Annotated in this window: 12 protein-coding genes; 8 read left to right on the top strand and 4 right to left on the bottom strand. The window is 62.8% G+C overall.

Going from position 1 to position 16,235, the window contains the following annotated elements; genetic code table 11:
- Positions 1-70: 70 nt before the first annotated feature.
- Genes AB6724_RS04485 through AB6724_RS04465 form a run of 5 tightly spaced genes read left to right on the top strand, consistent with a single transcriptional unit; the run spans position 71 to position 6,530 of the window.
- Positions 71-1,243, top strand: coding sequence for an EscU/YscU/HrcU family type III secretion system export apparatus switch protein (locus AB6724_RS04485; RefSeq protein ID WP_369337315.1), 1,173 nt, complete (start codon positions 71-73; stop codon positions 1,241-1,243).
- Positions 1,243-3,345: a flagellar biosynthesis protein FlhA gene (flhA, locus tag AB6724_RS04480; protein WP_369337314.1), complete on the top strand. Its 2,103-nt coding sequence runs from the start codon at positions 1,243-1,245 to the stop codon at positions 3,343-3,345. The genes AB6724_RS04485 and flhA overlap by 1 nt, the downstream gene beginning before the upstream one ends.
- Positions 3,342-4,961 carry a flagellar biosynthesis GTPase FlhF gene (flhF, locus tag AB6724_RS04475; RefSeq protein WP_369337313.1) on the top strand — a complete coding sequence of 540 codons (1,620 nt, stop codon included), beginning with the start codon at positions 3,342-3,344 and terminating at the stop codon, positions 4,959-4,961. The genes flhA and flhF overlap by 4 nt, the downstream gene beginning before the upstream one ends.
- A complete protein-coding gene (locus tag AB6724_RS04470; RefSeq protein WP_369337312.1) occupies positions 4,954-5,808 on the top strand; it encodes a hypothetical protein in 855 nt (284 codons plus the stop codon). The genes flhF and AB6724_RS04470 overlap by 8 nt, the downstream gene beginning before the upstream one ends.
- A 5-nt stretch (positions 5,809-5,813) precedes the next feature.
- Complete coding sequence (locus AB6724_RS04465; protein ID WP_369337311.1) at positions 5,814-6,530, top strand: RNA polymerase sigma factor FliA; 717 nt, start codon at positions 5,814-5,816, stop codon at positions 6,528-6,530.
- Positions 6,531-6,845: 315 nt separating this feature from the next.
- On the opposite strand, the gene AB6724_RS04460 is transcribed toward AB6724_RS04465, so the two are convergent.
- The 4 genes from AB6724_RS04460 to motA all read right to left on the bottom strand — a co-directional run bounded on the left by AB6724_RS04460 (position 6,846) and on the right by motA (position 9,887).
- Positions 6,846-7,460, bottom strand: a complete 615-nt coding sequence (locus AB6724_RS04460; protein ID WP_369337310.1) for a protein phosphatase CheZ — start codon at positions 7,458-7,460, stop codon at positions 6,846-6,848.
- Between the two features lie 3 nt (positions 7,461-7,463).
- The gene (gene cheY / locus AB6724_RS04455) at positions 7,464-7,850 is read right to left on the bottom strand and encodes a chemotaxis response regulator CheY (RefSeq protein ID WP_369337309.1); all 387 of its coding nucleotides are present in this window, start codon (positions 7,848-7,850) and stop codon (positions 7,464-7,466) included.
- Between the two features lie 72 nt (positions 7,851-7,922).
- Entirely contained in the window at positions 7,923-8,984 is a 1,062-nt protein-coding gene (motB, locus tag AB6724_RS04450) for a flagellar motor protein MotB (protein WP_369337308.1), read from the bottom strand.
- A gap of 42 nt (positions 8,985-9,026) precedes the next feature.
- Positions 9,027-9,887: a flagellar motor stator protein MotA gene (motA, locus tag AB6724_RS04445; RefSeq protein WP_369337307.1), complete on the bottom strand. Its 861-nt coding sequence runs from the start codon at positions 9,885-9,887 to the stop codon at positions 9,027-9,029.
- Positions 9,888-10,121: 234 nt separating this feature from the next.
- On the opposite strand from motA, the gene AB6724_RS04440 reads away from it, so the two are divergent.
- From AB6724_RS04440 to AB6724_RS04430, 3 genes are all read left to right on the top strand, one after another.
- Positions 10,122-11,972 carry an FkbM family methyltransferase gene (locus AB6724_RS04440; protein ID WP_369337306.1) on the top strand — a complete coding sequence of 617 codons (1,851 nt, stop codon included), beginning with the start codon at positions 10,122-10,124 and terminating at the stop codon, positions 11,970-11,972.
- On the top strand, positions 11,969-13,198 hold the full coding sequence (locus AB6724_RS04435) for a glycosyltransferase family protein (RefSeq protein WP_369337305.1): 1,230 nt from the start codon (positions 11,969-11,971) through the stop codon (positions 13,196-13,198). The genes AB6724_RS04440 and AB6724_RS04435 overlap by 4 nt, the downstream gene beginning before the upstream one ends.
- A 96-nt stretch (positions 13,199-13,294) precedes the next feature.
- Positions 13,295-16,129: a tetratricopeptide repeat protein gene (locus tag AB6724_RS04430; protein ID WP_369337304.1), complete on the top strand. Its 2,835-nt coding sequence runs from the start codon at positions 13,295-13,297 to the stop codon at positions 16,127-16,129.
- The last annotated feature ends 106 nt before the right edge of the window (positions 16,130-16,235 follow it).

Genomic DNA, 16,235 nt, shown 5'->3' with positions numbered 1-16,235 from the left:
CCGCCGCTTATCCGCGCATTGCACGGACGCCAGATTTGCACAATCTGGGTATCCCATCCGTCCGTGCGCCATGGAATCGAGCCAAGACAAAAACCTGCCCGCCACCGAACGCAAGCTGCAGAAAACGCGTGCGGACGGCCAGGGTGCGCGCTCGCGCGACCTGTCGCATCTGGCGATTCTGGGCACGGGTGCGCTGCTGATGTTCGTCGGCACCCAGCCGCTGGTGAACCATCTGCGCCAGGCCATGGCCCAGCAGCTGGCGTTCAACGCCACCGTGGCCAAGACCCCGGCCCTGATGCTGGAGCGCCTGCAATCCATGCTGGGCCTGGGCCTGCTCATTGCCGTGATCTTCGCCTTGGTCACCACGGGCGCTTCCGTGCTGGCCGGCGTGGCCGCCGGTGGCTGGATCTTCAGCTTCAAGCCGGTCCAGCCCCAGTTCAACCGGCTCAACCCGCTGTCGGGCATCAAGAATCTTTTCTCCAAGCAGCAGCTGACCACGGTGGTCAAGATGGTGTTCATGACCGCGGTGCTGGGCTTTGTGGCCTGGAAGTATATGAGCGGCCGTATTGCCGAGATCGCCGCCGTCTCTGCCCAGCCTTCGCTGATGGCCCTGGCCATGGTCGGCGACTGGCTGACCACGGGGGTGACGCTGCTGCTGGTCGTGGTGTTGCTGGTGGCGCTGATCGACGTGCCGCTGCAGGCCTTTCTGTTCAAGTCGCGGCTGAAGATGAGCCACGAGGAAGTCAAGCAGGAGCACAAGGAATCCGAAGGTAATCCGCAGATCAAGGGCAAGATCCGCCAGAAGCAGCGCGAGATTGCCGACCGCGCCAGCGTCTCTGCGGTGCCGCGGGCCGACTTTGTGGTGACCAACCCCACCCACTATGCCGTGGCCTTGCGCTATGACGACAAGAGCATGGCGGCCCCCGAGGTGATCGCCAAGGGCACGGACCTGGTGGCGCTCAAGATTCGCGAAGTGGCCGGCGCCCACAAGATTCCGGTGCTGGAATCCCCCATGCTGGCGCGTGCTCTCTATGCCCACGCCGATCTGGATCAGGCCATCCCCGCTGCGCTGTATACCGCGGTGGCCCAGGTCCTGGCCTATGTGTATCGCTTGAAGGCTGCGCTCGGCGGCGAAGGTCCCATGCCTGGTGAACTGGGCGAGCCGCCGGTTCCCGTGGAGCTGGATCCGCAACGTGGCCGCACGGCCGCAGCTCCGGCTGCGCCACAAGAAGGTAGTGTTTGATGACGACGAATCCGCTGCAACTGTTCCAGAAGTGGTCCGGCGCCAATGCCGGTGCCCTGCAAGGGATGACGGCCCCTGTTCTGGTGGTGGCCATTCTGGGGCTGATGGTGCTGCCCATCCCGCCGTGGATGTTGGACACCTTCTTCACGCTCAACATCGCCGTGGCGCTGATGGTGATGATGGTGGCGGCCTATATGATCCGGCCGCTGGACTTCGCGGCCTTTCCGTCCGTGCTGCTGCTCACCACCTTGATGCGCCTGTCGCTCAACGTGGCATCCACCCGCGTGGTGCTGATGGAAGGCCACACGGGCCCGGGCGCCGCGGGCGCCGTGATCGAGGCCTTCGGCCACTTCCTGATCGGCGGCAACTTCGCCGTGGGTCTGATCGTGTTCAGCATTCTGGTGGTCATCAACTTCGTGGTGATCACCAAGGGCGCGGAGCGCATCGCCGAGGTCTCGGCCCGCTTCACGCTGGACGCCATGCCCGGCAAGCAGATGGCCGTGGATGCCGACCTCAATGCGGGTCTGATCGACGAAAAGGAAGCCAAGCGCCGCCGTGCCGAGGTGCAGGAAGAAGCCAATTTCTTCGGCTCCATGGACGGTGCCAGCAAGTTCGTGCGCGGCGACGCGATCGCGGGCATTCTGATCCTGGTCATCAACGTGATTGGCGGCCTGATCATAGGCATGGCCCAGCACGGCCTGTCCGCGGGCCAGGCGGCCGACAGCTATATCCTGCTGGCCGTGGGCGATGCGCTGGTGGCGCAGATCCCGGGTCTGCTGATCTCGGTGGCCTCGGCCATGGTGATCTCGCGCGTGGGCAAGGATGCCGACATGGGGCGCCAGATCGTGCAGCAGCTGTTCATGTCGCCCAAGGTGCTGGGCATCACGGCCGGCGTGCTCACGCTGCTGGGCCTGATCCCCGGCATGCCGCATATGGTGTTTCTGGCCATGGGCGCGCTGCTGGGCTGGGGCGCCTGGATGCTGGACAAGAAGCAGAAGGCACAGCTGGCCGCGCAGGAAAAGGGCCCGGCGACGCAGCAGCAGGCCGCGCCGGCCGATGGCGAAGCCACCTGGGACGATCTGCAGCCCGTGGATCTGCTGGGGCTGGAGCTGGGCTACCGCCTGATCACGCTGGTGGACAAGAGCCGCCAGGGCGATCTGCTGACCCGCATCAAGGGCGTGCGCCGCAAGTTCGCGCAGGAGGTGGGCTTTCTGCCGCCCGCCGTCCATGTGCGCGACAACCTGGAGCTCAAGCCCAGCGCCTACCGCATCACGCTGCGCGGCGTGATGGTCGGCGAGGGCGAGGCCTTCCCCGGCATGTTCCTGGCCATCAATCCCGGCGGCATCACCACGCCGCTGATAGGCACGGCCACGACCGATCCGGCCTTCGGCCTGCCCGCCCACTGGATCGACGAGCGGCAGAAGGAAGCGGCACAAATGGCCGGTTTTACCGTCGTTGATTCGGAAACCGTGATGGCGACGCATTTGTCACACTTGATGCAAGTGCATGCGGCCAAGCTGCTCTCGCGAACCGAGACCCAGCAGCTTGTCGAGCATGTGGCAAAGCTGGCTCCCAAACTCATCGAAGAAGTCATCCCGAAAATGGTGCCCATCACAACGTTCCAGAAAGTGCTCCAGCTGCTGCTGGAGGACTCTGTGCACATTCGTGATATCCGCACCATCATCGAGACGCTGGCCGAGAACGCCACGTCCACGACAGATCCCGTGGAGCTGGCCCGCCGCGTGCGCATAGCGCTCTCGCCGGCCATAGTGCAGCAGATCTACGGCCCGACCCGCGAGCTCAATGTGATTGCCATCGAGCCCGGGCTGGAGCGTCTGCTGGTGCAGGCACTGTCGAACCCCAACGCGCCATCGCTGGACCCCGGCGTGGCTGAAATCCTGACCCAAAAAGCGGTGGATGTGGCCAATCAGCAGGAGGAACTGGGCTTGCCCGCCTGCCTGCTGGTGCCGGACGCGATCCGCAACTCTCTTGCCAAGCTGCTGCGCCGTGTGGCGCCGCGTCTGCAGGTGCTCGCGCACAGCGAGATTCCCGAGACGCACACCATCCGCATCGGCCCGATTCTTAAAGGTGCATCCGCATGAACATCAAACGCTTTTACGCCCCGACCGCCCGTGAAGCATTGGCCAAGGCGCGCATGGTTTTTGGCGACGGCACCCTGATTCTGTCCAATCGTCAGACCGCCGACGGAGTGGAAGTCATGGCCACGGCCGAAGAAGCCCTGCAGGACATGGATGCAGCGCCCAAGAGCCAGTCGCCGCTGCAGGCCGCACTCGAGCGCCGCGCCGCCGAAGAGGGCATGGGCCTGCGCAAGGACGCGCGCACGGCCTTGGCGCCGGCTTCCAGGCGTGCTCTGGGCGGCGAAGCCATGAGCACTCTCGAGCATGTGCAGGCTCGCCAGTCGGCCAAGGAAGAGCAGGCCAGGGAGAAGCAGGCCCAGAAAAAGCAGGCGCAGGAAGAGCAGACCAGGGATCTGGCCCAGCATTCCGTGCAGGACGATGTGGAGCAGCTGTCCATGAGCACGCTGTCCTTCCAGGACTATGTGCGCGAGCGCATGCTGCGCCGTCGCCACGAGTCGGTGCTGGACGGCAGCGAGCCGCTGCCCACTTTTGCCCAGCGCGCCCAGGCACGCAATGACGAGCGCCAGGCCGCAGCCCCCAAGGCCCAGCCTGCGAACGCCGGTGTGGCGCGCTACAACCCGCTGCGCCCCGAGCCCATCCAGATCAAGGAAAGCAGCGCCAAGCCCCAGAGCCCCGTGCCGCAGAACTTCATGCAGGAGCTGCAGTCCATGAAGGATCTGATCGAGGATCGCTTCAATACCCTGACCTGGCTGGGGCAGACGCGCCAGAACCCCATTCAGTCCAGCCTGATGCACAAGCTGATCCGTGCCGGCTACTCGCCCGCTCTGTCGCGCGCCCTGATCGAGCGCCTGCCGGAAAACCTGTCCGCCGGCGATGCCGTGCGTTGGCTGATGCAGGTGCTGGAGCGGAATCTGCGCACCGACGCGGCCCAGCCCGCCATTTACGAGCAGGGCGGCGTGTTTGCGCTGGTGGGAGCGACCGGAGTCGGCAAGACCACCACCACGGCCAAGCTGGCCGCACTGTGCGCGGCGCAGCACGGCCCGGCCTCCGTGGGCCTGATCACGCTGGACACCTATCGCATCGGCGGCCACGAGCAGCTGCGTACCTATGCGCGCATGCTGGGCATGGTGGCCCACCAGGCGCATGACAAGGCCGCGCTGCAAGACCTGCTGGGCCTGCTGCAAAGCAAGAAGCTGGTGCTGATCGACACCACGGGTGTGGCGCCGCGCGATCCGCGCAAGGACGAAATCATGGATGTGCTGGCCATCGATGGCGTGCAGCAGCTGCTGGCGGTCAATGCGGCCGCCCAGGGCGATGCGCAGGACGATGTGATGCAGGCCTTCAAGGCACGCGGCTCGCACCAGGCCGTCCTCACCAAGGTGGATGAGGCCGTGAAGATCGGCCCCTCGGTGGATACCCTGATCCGCCACCAGATCCAGCTGCGCGGCGTGACCAACGGCCAGCGCGTGCCCGAGGACTGGGAGCGCGCCAACGCCCAGCTGCTGGTGTCGGCCTCCATGCGCTCGGCCGCCAAATCGGCGTTCGATCCGCAGGCGCTGGACCTGGACTTCTTCTTCACGCCTTCGTCCGCTGGCGCCGCAGAGGCTGCCCATGCTTGAGCGCCGTGCTCCTCTGCATCAAGGCATGGCCCTGCATGTGAGCGATGCCGGCACCGCCGGCCTGCGCGTGCTGGCCGTGCTGCAGAGCGCCGCGGGCGCGGCCGCCGAGCAGGCCGTGCTGTGGCCCCTGTGCGCCCAGTTGCAGCGGCTGGGCCAGAAGGTGCTGGTGCTGGACGGCAGCCAAAGCGAATCCTTTCATACGCCGGGCCTGGCCCAGCTGCTGCAGCAGCATGCCTGGCAGGCCCAGGCGGGGCTGCGTTCCACGGTGGAGGAAAAGCACTCCGTGGCCAGCCTGCCGGCGCGTCTGGGGCTCAAGCAGATCCAGGCCTGTGCCAAGGAGATGGGCCTGGAGACGCTGGCCGCGCTGCAGGCCTATGTACGCGGCTTCAGCACCGTGCTCATCTATGCGAGTGCGGAAGCCCTGACGCCGCTGCTCCAGGGCCAGGGCCTGCAGCCCCTGCTGGTGGTGCCGCCCGATGCCGAACACTTGATGGAAAGCTACCGCCAGCTCAAGCATCTGGCGCTGTTTGCCGGCGTGGAATGCACGGTGGCGGCGCTGGAAGCGCCGCTGACGGAAAACGGCCCGGCCAGATACGACTGGGGGCGCCAGCAGTCCAGTTCGCTGACGGCACGGCAGAATGCACAGACACGTTTGCAGCGTCTCAATGCTTTGCTGCAGTGCTCGCAGCGCAACCTCGGCGATGCGCCGGTGCTGATGCGCCTGCGCTGGCGCCAGACCAGCGATCTGCACCAACTCACGCTGCACATGCTCAAGACGGCCTGCATACTGCCCATGCATGGGCAGGCCACGCCGGCCGCGCCCGAATCTCTTGCCTGGAGCCATTGACTGCCATGTACACCGCCAAAGGCCAACTCGACCGCGACGCGCTGATCCGTCAGCATGTGCCGCTTGTGCGTCGGATTGCCCTGCACATGATCGCCAAACTGCCACCGAATGTAGAACTGGATGATTTGATCCAGGTCGGCATGATCGGCCTGGCCGAAGCGCTGTCGCGCTTCGAGAGCGAGCAAGGCGTGCAATTCGAAACATTTGCCAGCCAGCGCATACGTGGCGCCATGCTGGATGAGCTGCGCGAAGGCGACTGGATGAGCCGCAGCTCGCGCAAGAGCCAGAAGGAAATCGAGCAGGCCCTGAACCGGCTGGAGCAGCGCCTGTGCCGTCCGCCGCTGGAGTCCGAGATCGCGGCCGAACTTGGCATGGAGCTCGACGACTATCAGTCCCTGCTGGGCAAGGTGCGCGGCACGCAGCTGGTCTATCTGGAGGACATGGGTGGCGATGCCGACGATGGCGACGACTATCTGGAGCGCCACGTGGCCGACGCCGGGGCCGACCCGTTTGCGTTGCTGCGCGACCAGCGCCTGCGCACTGCGCTGGTGGGTGCCATCAAGGCCTTGCCCGAGCGCGAGCAATATGTGATGGGCATGTACTACGAGCACGACATGAATCTCAAGGAGATTGCCGCCGTGCTGGGTGTGACCGAGTCACGCGTGTGCCAGCTCCACAGCCAGGCCATTGCGCGGCTGCGCACCAAGATGCGCGCGCATTGATACGCCCTGTCAGAGGTATTTAGGCTTCAAACGCTGGCATGCCATGCGTTTGAAGCTATTGTTTTTTGTGGACGGCTTGCAGGGTTGAGAAATGCCGGAGCTGAGCCGGCCGGGCTGCGGCCCATTGTCACTGCTCGTCTTCGATGAGGCATGGCTTGTCGGCCAAGCGAGCTCCGTGTCCGGCATGCCTGATTCGGCGCATATGCCGCAAGCGTGAATCCCCCGGCGGAAAACCCGGCGCCAACCCGGCGTCTTGGGCCAAGAAACCATGGCCATTACGAGTTCGGCAAAGAAAAAAGCCTGTCGGCAGCAGTGTCAGAATCCCAGGCTGGCCAGCAAATCGTCCACCTGTGACTGGGAAGTCACCACGTCGGGGGTTTTCTCGGGGTCTACCACCGGCCCGGCGAGCTTGGGTTTTTCTACGGGGATGGCGGCAGGGGCCAGGCCCGATTCGGGCGAGGTCTGGATCAGCAGCTCCAGCAGCTGCGCTTCCAGATCGGCGGCCAGGGCCACCACGCGGGCGATGACCTGGCCGGTCAGATCGTGAAAGTCCTGGGCCATCATGATTTCGGTCAGATGGCTGCTGGTCTTCTGCGTGTCTTCTTCGACCTCTTGCAGATAGTTCATCACCCGGCCCTTGGCCACGGCGGCCACGGGGTCCTTGATGAGCTCCGCGCGCATGGCGCGGGTGCGCTCGGCCAGCGCATCCTGCTGGCTCTGGGTCACTTCCACCTGGCCCAGCACTTTTTCGGCGGCCTCGCCGGTCAGGCGGGCAATATAGGACAGGCGGCTTTGCGCATCGGGCAGCTCGCCCATGCTGCCACGCAACCGGTCCGCATAGCCAAGCTCGTTGAGCGAGTTGTGCAACTGGCGTGTAAGCACGCCAATCTTGTAATGGACGTTGGCGGAAGCCTCGGCGTTGCTGCTCATGGCTTAGAGGTCGAGTTTCTTGATGATGAGATTGACCTTCTCTTCCAGCGTGGCCTTGGTGAAGGGCTTGACGATATAGCCGGCGGCACCGCCCTGGGCGGCGGCGACGATATCTTCCTTGCGGGCCTCGGCCGTCACCATGAGCACGGGCAGGTGCTTGAGCTTGTCGTCCTGCTTGATCTCGGTGAGAAGCTGGAAACCGTTCATGTTCGGCATGTTGATGTCGGTCACCACAAAGTCGAACTTGCTAGCACGCAGCTTGTTCAGCGCGGCCACACCGTCTTCGGCTTCGTCCGCATCGGAAAAGCCGCTCTCCTTGAGCAGGTTGCGCACGATGCGCCGCATGGTGGAGAAGTCGTCAACAATCAAAAATCGCAGGGCATTAGCCACGAGAGGCCCTTTCGGTCGGAATAGGTGCGTGGGAACAAGTCTTCAGCCGTGATGGTAACAATTTGTCATTCATCATGGCGATGGGCGTGCATTGTCAGGCTTTTCGGCAGTCTTTGCGCCAACTTCAGGCGAAGTTACAACTTCCTCCTGAGGATCCAGCGTCTGGGAGGCCTGAATATCGCCGGCCAAGGTGGTCTTGGCGGCCGGTGTCGCGGGCCTGCTTGCCGGGGAGGCCGCAGGGCCGGCCTTGCCCGGGGCGCTGACGGCCTGATCCGTCCGGTCTTCGCGGTCGGTATTCAGTATGCGGCGCTCGGCTTCCTTGGTCAGCACGGTGATCGTGATGCGGCGGTTCTGCGGCGCGCGCGGGTCCTCGGGTTGCAGCAGATCGCTGCTGGCCATGCCCACCACGCGTGCCAGCTTGTCCAGCGGCATGCCGGCCGCCACCAGTTCGCGGCGCGAGGCATTGGCACGGTCGGCGGACAGCTCCCAGTTGCTGTAGCCGCGGTCGGCGTTGCCATAGGGGGCGGCGTCGGTGTGGCCCGAGAGGCTGATGCGATTTTCCGCATTGCCCATGGCGGCGCCGATCTCGCGCAGGATGTCGCGCATATAGGGCTTGACCACGGCGCTGCCGCTGTCGAACATGGGGCGCTTCTGGTCATCCACGATCTGGATCGTCAGCCCGTCCTGGGTGATTTCCGTCTTGATCTGCGCGCGGTACTCGTTCAGCCGCGTGTTGCTGGCGAGCATGCCGTCCACCTTGGCCTTGAGCGTACGCAGGCGCTGGGCGTCGCGTGCGGACTCGTCGGCGCGGCGGTTGGAGTCCTCGGCGGAGTCCGAGCGGCGCACCTGGCCGTGCACCTTGGACAGGTCGTTGCCGCCGCCGGGCACGATGCTGGAGCTGTTGCCGGCACCGCTGCCGCCGGTCATGGCGACCTTCAGCGGCGAATTGAAATACGCGGCAATGCCTTGCAGCTCGCCCTGGGCGGTGGAGCCCAGCAGCCACATCAGCAGGAAGAAGGCCATCATCGCCGTCACGAAGTCGGCATAGGCAATCTTCCAGGCGCCGCCATGATGGGCATGTGCGCTCTTCTTGACCCGTTTGATGATGATGGGCTGCAGTTTTTTGTCAGCCATGGCAGAACTCCAAAGCCGCTTGCCAATGCAAGTGCTTGCTCATCACTTCTTGCCCTTGACGTGGGATTCCAGTTCCAGAAAGCCGGGGCGCTCGTTGGAGAACAGCACCTTGCGGCCGAACTCTATGGCCGTGGCCGGGTTGTAGCCCTGCATGCTGGCCAGCAGCGTGGCCTTGATGCATTCGAATTCCTTGGCCGCGTCCTGGGTGCGCTGCTCCAGCAAGGCCGCCAGGGGCTCCACCAACGCATAGGCCAGCAAAATGCCCAGAAACGTGCCCACCAGCGCCGAGGCGATCATGCCGCCCAGGATGGCCGGCGGCTGACCCACCGAGCCCATGGTGTTCACCACGCCCAGCACGGCGGCAATGATGCCGAAGGCCGGCAGGGCGCCAGCGAGACGGTTGAGCGCGCCTACGGGTCCATGCGACTCCGCGTGATGGGCTTCGATCTCGTTGTCCATCAGCGCTTCGATTTCATGGGAGTTGAGGTTGCCCGAGACCATCATGCGCAGATAGTCGGTCAGAAACTCCACCACATGGTTATCGGCCAGCAGCTCGGGGTAATTCTGGAAGATGGTTGAGGCCTGGGGTTCTTCCACATCGGCCTCGATGGACATCAGTCCTTCTTTGCGGGCCTTCTGCAGCAGCTCGTACAGCAGGGCCATGACCTCCATATAGCGCGCCTTGGTATAGCGCGAAGGCTTGAGGGCTGCGGGAATCGCCTTGGCCGTGGCCTTGAGCACCTTGGGCTGGTTGCTCACGATGAACGCGCCCAGAGCGCCGCCGCCAATGGTCACCATCTCGAACGGCAGGGCTTTGGCAAGAACCGACACGTTGCCGCCATGTATGACATACATGCCGAAAATGCAGCCGAAGGCGACGATGTATCCGATGAGAACAAGCATGGGGGAAATTGTGAGGGGGCTGGAGAGGGGTGTTGCTGCAAAAAGCCGGGTGATTGCTTGTTAGATCGGCAGCTTGAGGCGTTTTTTTAGGGCCTTTGCTGAGGCAAAGTTGCGTAGCTCGGAAATGTCCGGGGTTGGTCCATGGTCTGGCTATGCCCAAGGGCGGCTTTCGGGGGGCGAACGCCGGACTGGTGTTGTCCGGGTTTTGAAAAGGAATTCAGTATGAAGTGCTGCGTGGTGATTCCCGTGGGGCCGGGTCATGAGGATTTGGCGGAGAGAGCCAGGCTTTCCGTACACCGGGCCATGGCGAGCGGCATGGGGCGGTTCTCGGCGGTCGATGTTCTTTGCCAGGACGATACCGCCGGACAAGGTCGGTCCAGAGCCAGAAACCTGGCCGTCGGGCAGGCCGTGGCGCAAGGCGCGGACTGGCTCTTCTTTCTGGATGCCGACGACTTGATGGACGAGAAGGCCTTCGCGACAGTCTCGGGCTACCTGGATGGTTACGATGCCATCTGGGGAGCCATCCATGAATGCGGCCCTGATGGCGGCTCGCCTATTTGCCGGGCTAATCAGGTGATGCCCATTCACAGCCTGGAGGATATTCTCAAAAATGACCCGTTTTTAACATTGCAAATGGGGCATTTTGTCAGGGCGCAGCTGGCTCTGGAAAATCCGTTTGACGAGAAAATGGATTGTGGCGAAGACTTTAAATATTATCTTGCGCTGTGGAGCAGAAATGGCTGCATCAAGCTGGAAGAATCGCTGTTTTGCAATGTCAGAGGCCGGAGTTCAACCGGGCCGCGATCTGCGTCTGGGGAGCAGTGGCGCTTGGCGGTTCATGACGTGTTTGCGCAGTTTTTCGCTGAGAACGAAGTGGTGGTGGATATTGATTTTGCTGGGAAAAAAGCAAAATTTCAGCTGAGCAACTCCCTGGACCATATACAGAATTATCTGGCCAATGAGATGTTCTTTGAAGCCAGGGAGTTGATTGAAACTCTATATATATTGCCGCATCAGCCGCGAATTCTGGACGTGGGCAGCAATATCGGCAATCACGCCATATTCTGGAGTTGCATTGCCGATGCCGCCAGAATCGACTGTTTCGAGCCGGTGGAAACCAACGCGACTCAGCTGCGCCGAAATTTCGAAATCAACGGTATTGCGCCTTCGCGCTACCAGGTACATGAGCTGGGCATGGGCGACAGACCGGGTGCAGCGGCATTGGCGCATTTCGATATCGCCAATCAGGGCGCCAGCCGCTTGAGCCCGGCAGAGCAGGGTGCCATCCGTATCGAGACGCTGGACGGCTATGTTTCTTGCGCAGCCGTCGATCTGCTGAAAATCGACGTGGAGGGCATGGAGCTGGAGGTGCTGGAGGGCGGGCGTGAACTGATCCGGCAGCAGCGTCCCATCATCCTGATCGAGGTCAGCAATGCCCACAAAGGCCGCTTCTTCTCCTGGATGGCAGAGAGTGGCTACCGGGTTCATCGTGCCTTCGAGCTGGTGAATGCGAGCAATTACTTGCTATGTCCTATCGAGGGGCGTCCAGGCTTCTATCGCAACGGAACGGTGGCCACCCGACAGTGGCTGCCCAAGACGCCGTTGGCGCCGCAGCAGGATCCGTCCGGCTGGGAGCTGGCGGACTTCATTCAGGCTCAGGCGCAAGGCCGGCGTGTTCTGGAATTGCAAGGCGATGCCCGCACGGGCTGGCGCATGGTGGATGCTGTTTCCGGCCAGGCGCTGCGGCAGGGGCACGATCTGCCGCAGGTCTTGCAGGCACTCAATGCGGCGAGTGGCGATTGCCTGCTGCTGGCCGAGGTCTTGCAGACCCTGGAAGATGGGGCGCTGGAGTGCCTGTGGGCTGAAATGCCTGTGGCTCAGATATGGCTGCAGGGCATCATGGATGCCCGCTGGAATCGGACATTCGATGGCGCTCATGTTTACCGGGATGCCGAGTCCTATATTCAGCAGGCGAATGCGAACGGATTCCGATTGCTGAAATACCAGAAGATGCCGCACAAATCCGCTTTTGGTATGGATTACCAACTAAGCAATGAGTCAAGTTTTCTCGTTTTTTCCCGATGAAACCATCACCTCAAACCCTAAAAAATCTGTTTCAGCTTGCCGAGCATGAGAGCTTTGAAAAAGTGGTGGATGAATATCTGGCCGCCATTGGGAAGTACCCGGAATATCTGGAGCTGTACCATGCTTTGGCCTTGTACTGCGCCAAATCGCGGCAGCTCGATATGGCTGCCGTCATTCTGGAGTCGGCTCTCCAGCTGAGCCCGGAGCATGCGGGAAGCTGGTTCCATATGGGGCGAATTCTGTACGAAAAAATGGATTTTCAGGGCAGCGTGGACTGCTATCTGAAATCCATAGAGCTGGAGCCCTCCGCCAAAAGCCTCTTCCATCTATCGCTTTCGCAGCTGTCAGCGGGCCATCTTGAAGGTGGAGCGCAAAACTATGCGTACCGGTTCAGCGGTAACGAGTTGCAGGAGTTCCAGTCGCTCGCCTCCTGGGAGCCAGGAGCGAAAGCGCGCAAAGTGCTTCTCTGGGCCGAGCAGGGGCTGGGCGATGAAATCATGTTCTCGCGCTTTTTTGTCTTTCTGCGGGATCTTCCCTGCGAATTCACCGTGGAGTGCGACCGGCGCCTGCTGGGGCTCTATACCGAGAACTTTCCCTGGTTGCGCTTCGTGCCGCGCCTGCTGCAAGGCCAGCCCCGGCAACTGGCAGGATTCGATGCCCAGTTGCCTGTGGGCGGGCTGTTCACGCTGTGGCCCGATAGAGTCAATACGCCGTCGCTGATGTCACCGCTGCTGCGGCCTGTTGCACGGCCGGAGTTGAATTGGCCGCGGGAGTCTGGCAAGCAGTACATAGGCATCAGCTGGCTGAGCATGAATGAAGACTTTGGTGCGCTGCGTTCCGTCAGCATTCTTGCGCTGCTGTCCGCCTTCGATCCGGCACGGCATGCGCTGGTCAATCTGCAGTATCTGGCATCGTCGCAGGATCTCGAGTTGGCCCGGCAGGCAGGTTTCGAGGTCATCGACGCCGCGGATTGCTTTGCCGATATCGAAGGCATGGCCTGGCTCATCTCCTGCTGCGACCGCGTGGTGAGCATCGACAACACGGCGCTGCATCTGGCGGGGGCGATGGGCGTGCCGAACTATGGGTTGATCCCCCATCTTCCCAACTGGCGCTGGCAAGTCTGCGGCGGCAGCTGTGGCTGGTATCCGCGCGTGCAGCTACTGGTTCAGGAGCGGGAGGGTGGTTGGGATGCAGAGCTGCTGAAATTGCGGCAGCTTCTGAGCTGAAGGCTTTTCCTGCCGCTGATCCGTGCATTGGGCTGTGCGGTTCAAGGCACCATGCAAAGTATTTGCCCGCAATCCGTCACGACAGCGCAACAACCAATGACCGATACCACGCATCTGCAGCAAGCCCTGGAATGGCACGAGCAATGGGAATACGAAGCCGCTCGGCAAGCCTATGTCCAGGCCCTGGAGCAAGAACCGGGAAACGCCCAGGCCTTGTACGGAATGGGCCTGCTGCTGGGCCAGCACATGCTGCGCAGCGCCGACGCCCTGCCGTATCTGGAAGCCGCCATCGGCGCCAACCCCAGGGTGTTCATCTACTGGCGCACCTATATCAATATGCTGATCCGCGAAGGTCTGCTGGACATGGCGGACATGTTGATCGGCATGGCGCGCAAGCAAGGCATGCCGGAGATTTCGCTGGAGCAGCTGAAAAAGGACTTGGCCCTGGCACGCGGCGAGGAGGCCTCGGTCTTTCTGGAAACACAGGCGGCTCTGCTGCCTGAGCTTGACCCCGTCAACCCAGGGCTCCAGCCAGCCCAGCCAGCCTTGCCTCCGGGACCGGTGCAGGCGCTGACCAAGCTGCTGCAGCAGCGTCAATTCGGTCCCGCCAGCGAGAAGCTGGCCGTGCTGCAGCGCCAATACCCGCGTAGCGTCTTGCTGTGGCACGCTCGCATCAACCTGGAGCAGGAGCGCGGCTGCCCCGCCGATGCCCTGACCGCTGCGGCCAAGGCTGTACAGCAGTTGCCGGGTGATGTCAGTCTGTGGATGCTGCAGGGCGAGTTGCTGCTGGAAGGTGGGCAGCCTTCCCAGGCTGAGCCGGCTTTGCGTGCGGCGCTGACCTTGCAGCCTGATCTGGTCAAGCTCTACTGGCTGATGGGGGATGCTCTGACCGCCCAGGGCAAGGTCCAGCAAGCCTACCCCTGGTATGTGCATGCTTTGCTGCGGGCTGGGGATGAGAATGACCAGGCCCAGGCGTTGCTAGCTCTGGCCAAGGCGCTGCATGGAGAGAAGGAGCGCCAGATTGCTGCGCAACTGCTGGTCTTGCTGATGCAGCAAGCGACAGGCGTCCGCATGTGCATGGTCTGCGGCTACTGGCTTCATGTGTTCGGTTGGCATCTTCAGGCTGAAATGGCCTACCGTATGGCTCTACTAATCGAGCCGGATTCGCAGGATGCCTTGACCTCACTGGCTGTCGTTCTGAGGCAGGACGGAACCCGGCTGTCCGAAGGCGCGGCCTGCCTGCGCCGTGTGCTGGCCCAGGACCTCGAGCCCAAGCTGCGCGCCTCGGTACTCCATGACCTGGCCCATGCGCTTTTGCAGCAGAAGCAATGGGAGCAATGCGACGCAGTGCTGGATGAGCTGCTGGCGGAAGATGCTGCTGCTTTGCGCACGCACCGCTTGCGCTGCGTGATGCTGCTGGAAAGAGGGGACCTGGACAAACTGGCCCAGGCCTTGGAGCAGGGGCTGGCGCACCATCCTGGCGAGCACGACCTGATTTACGCGAAAGCCTTGTATTGGGGCAAGCGCGGGGATGTGCAACAGGCCATGGCTCACTACGACGAATTGCTGGCGCGCTATCCAGACAGCACGGGCGGGCACAGTGCCAGACTGCACATCATGATGCACTCACCCTATACCGATCCCGTCCAGATGGGGGACGCCTGCAAGGCCTATGGCGAGCTGAAACAGCGGCGGCATGGCGGCGCGGATGTGACGGAGCACGCCAATGCCCGCATCCCGGACAAGGTGCTGCGTGTCGGCTTTGTCTCTGCGGACCTGCGCGGCCATGCCGCGGCCAAATTCTTCCTGCCCGTCATGCGCGAATTGAGCCAGCGCCAGGACATGGAGTGCATTGCCTACTGCAACAACCCGACGTATGACGAGGTGTCTGCCCAGTTCATGAAGTTGTTTGCCCAGTGGCGTAATGTCAAGGACATGACGGCCCAAGCCGTGGTGAGCCTGGTGCAGGAGGACGGTATCGACATACTGTTCGACCTCAGCGGCCATACTTCGGGTCACCGGCTGGATGTGTTTGCGCGCCGTGCTGCGCCGCTGCAGCTGACCTGGATCGGCAACCCCGGCAGCACCGGCCTGCAGACCATGGACTATATGGTGCTCAGCGACCTGCTGCTGGACGGCCACGCCGTGCGCCAGCAACTGACCGAGCACATGTTGCGCCTGCCGCTGGCCTATGTGTTCGAGGGCGGCATTCACGCCGAGCCAGTGGCTCCGCTGCCTGCTCTGCGCAACGGATACCTGACCTTTGGCTCTTTCAACCGGCTGGTCAAGGTCAACCGCGAAGTCGTGGCGGTCTGGGCGCAGGTGCTGCGCAGCGTGCCTGATGCGCGGATGGCCATCGGCGCCTGCGAAGACTCCGGCCCGCCGCCGCATCTGCGCGAATGGCTGCAGGAAGAGGGCATTGACGAGCAGCGTCTGCGCTTCATTCCCAGAACAGACTTTCTCGGCTACATGAAGGCGCATGCCGATATCGATATTTGCTTGGACACCTTCCCCTTTACCGGCGGCGTCGTCACCAACCATGCCCTCTGGATGGGGGTGCCGACACTGACCTTGGTGGGTGACCTGTTGTGCGGCCGCCAGTCCGCCGAAGTGCTGGCTCGCGTCGGCCTGACTGCCGATTTCGCAGCGCGCGATCTGCCGGAGCTGCTGCGCCTGGCGCGCCACTGGAGCGGCAACTTGGAGCAATTGTCCGTAATCCGCCAAGCGCTACGCCCTGTGCTGCAGGCCCAGGAAAGCGGCCAGGCCGGCATGGTCTCCCAGGCGCTGGCCCTGGGGCTGCGCCAGGCCTGGGCGCGCTGGTGCGCGGGCGAGGCCGCAGCTGACCTGCATGTCAGTTATGAGGACCTGGGGTTGACGCCGCCGGAAAGAATCGTGTTGCCTCGTTCCGAGATGGAAACGCAGGATCAGTAAAAAAAAGCAAAAAACTTCTCAAGTCTGGCAAGGGGGCGTCGAAAACACTCTCAGCAGATGGATGAAAGCATCCGAAGCCCCTCCAGAAACCCATTGATATTACAGG

This window comes from Comamonas guangdongensis (assembly GCF_041079535.1).
Taxonomy (GTDB): Bacteria; Pseudomonadota; Gammaproteobacteria; order Burkholderiales; family Burkholderiaceae_C; genus Comamonas; species Comamonas guangdongensis.
The sequence above is the reverse complement of the archived record's forward strand: the minus strand, read 5'-3'. Positions and strand labels throughout refer to the sequence as shown.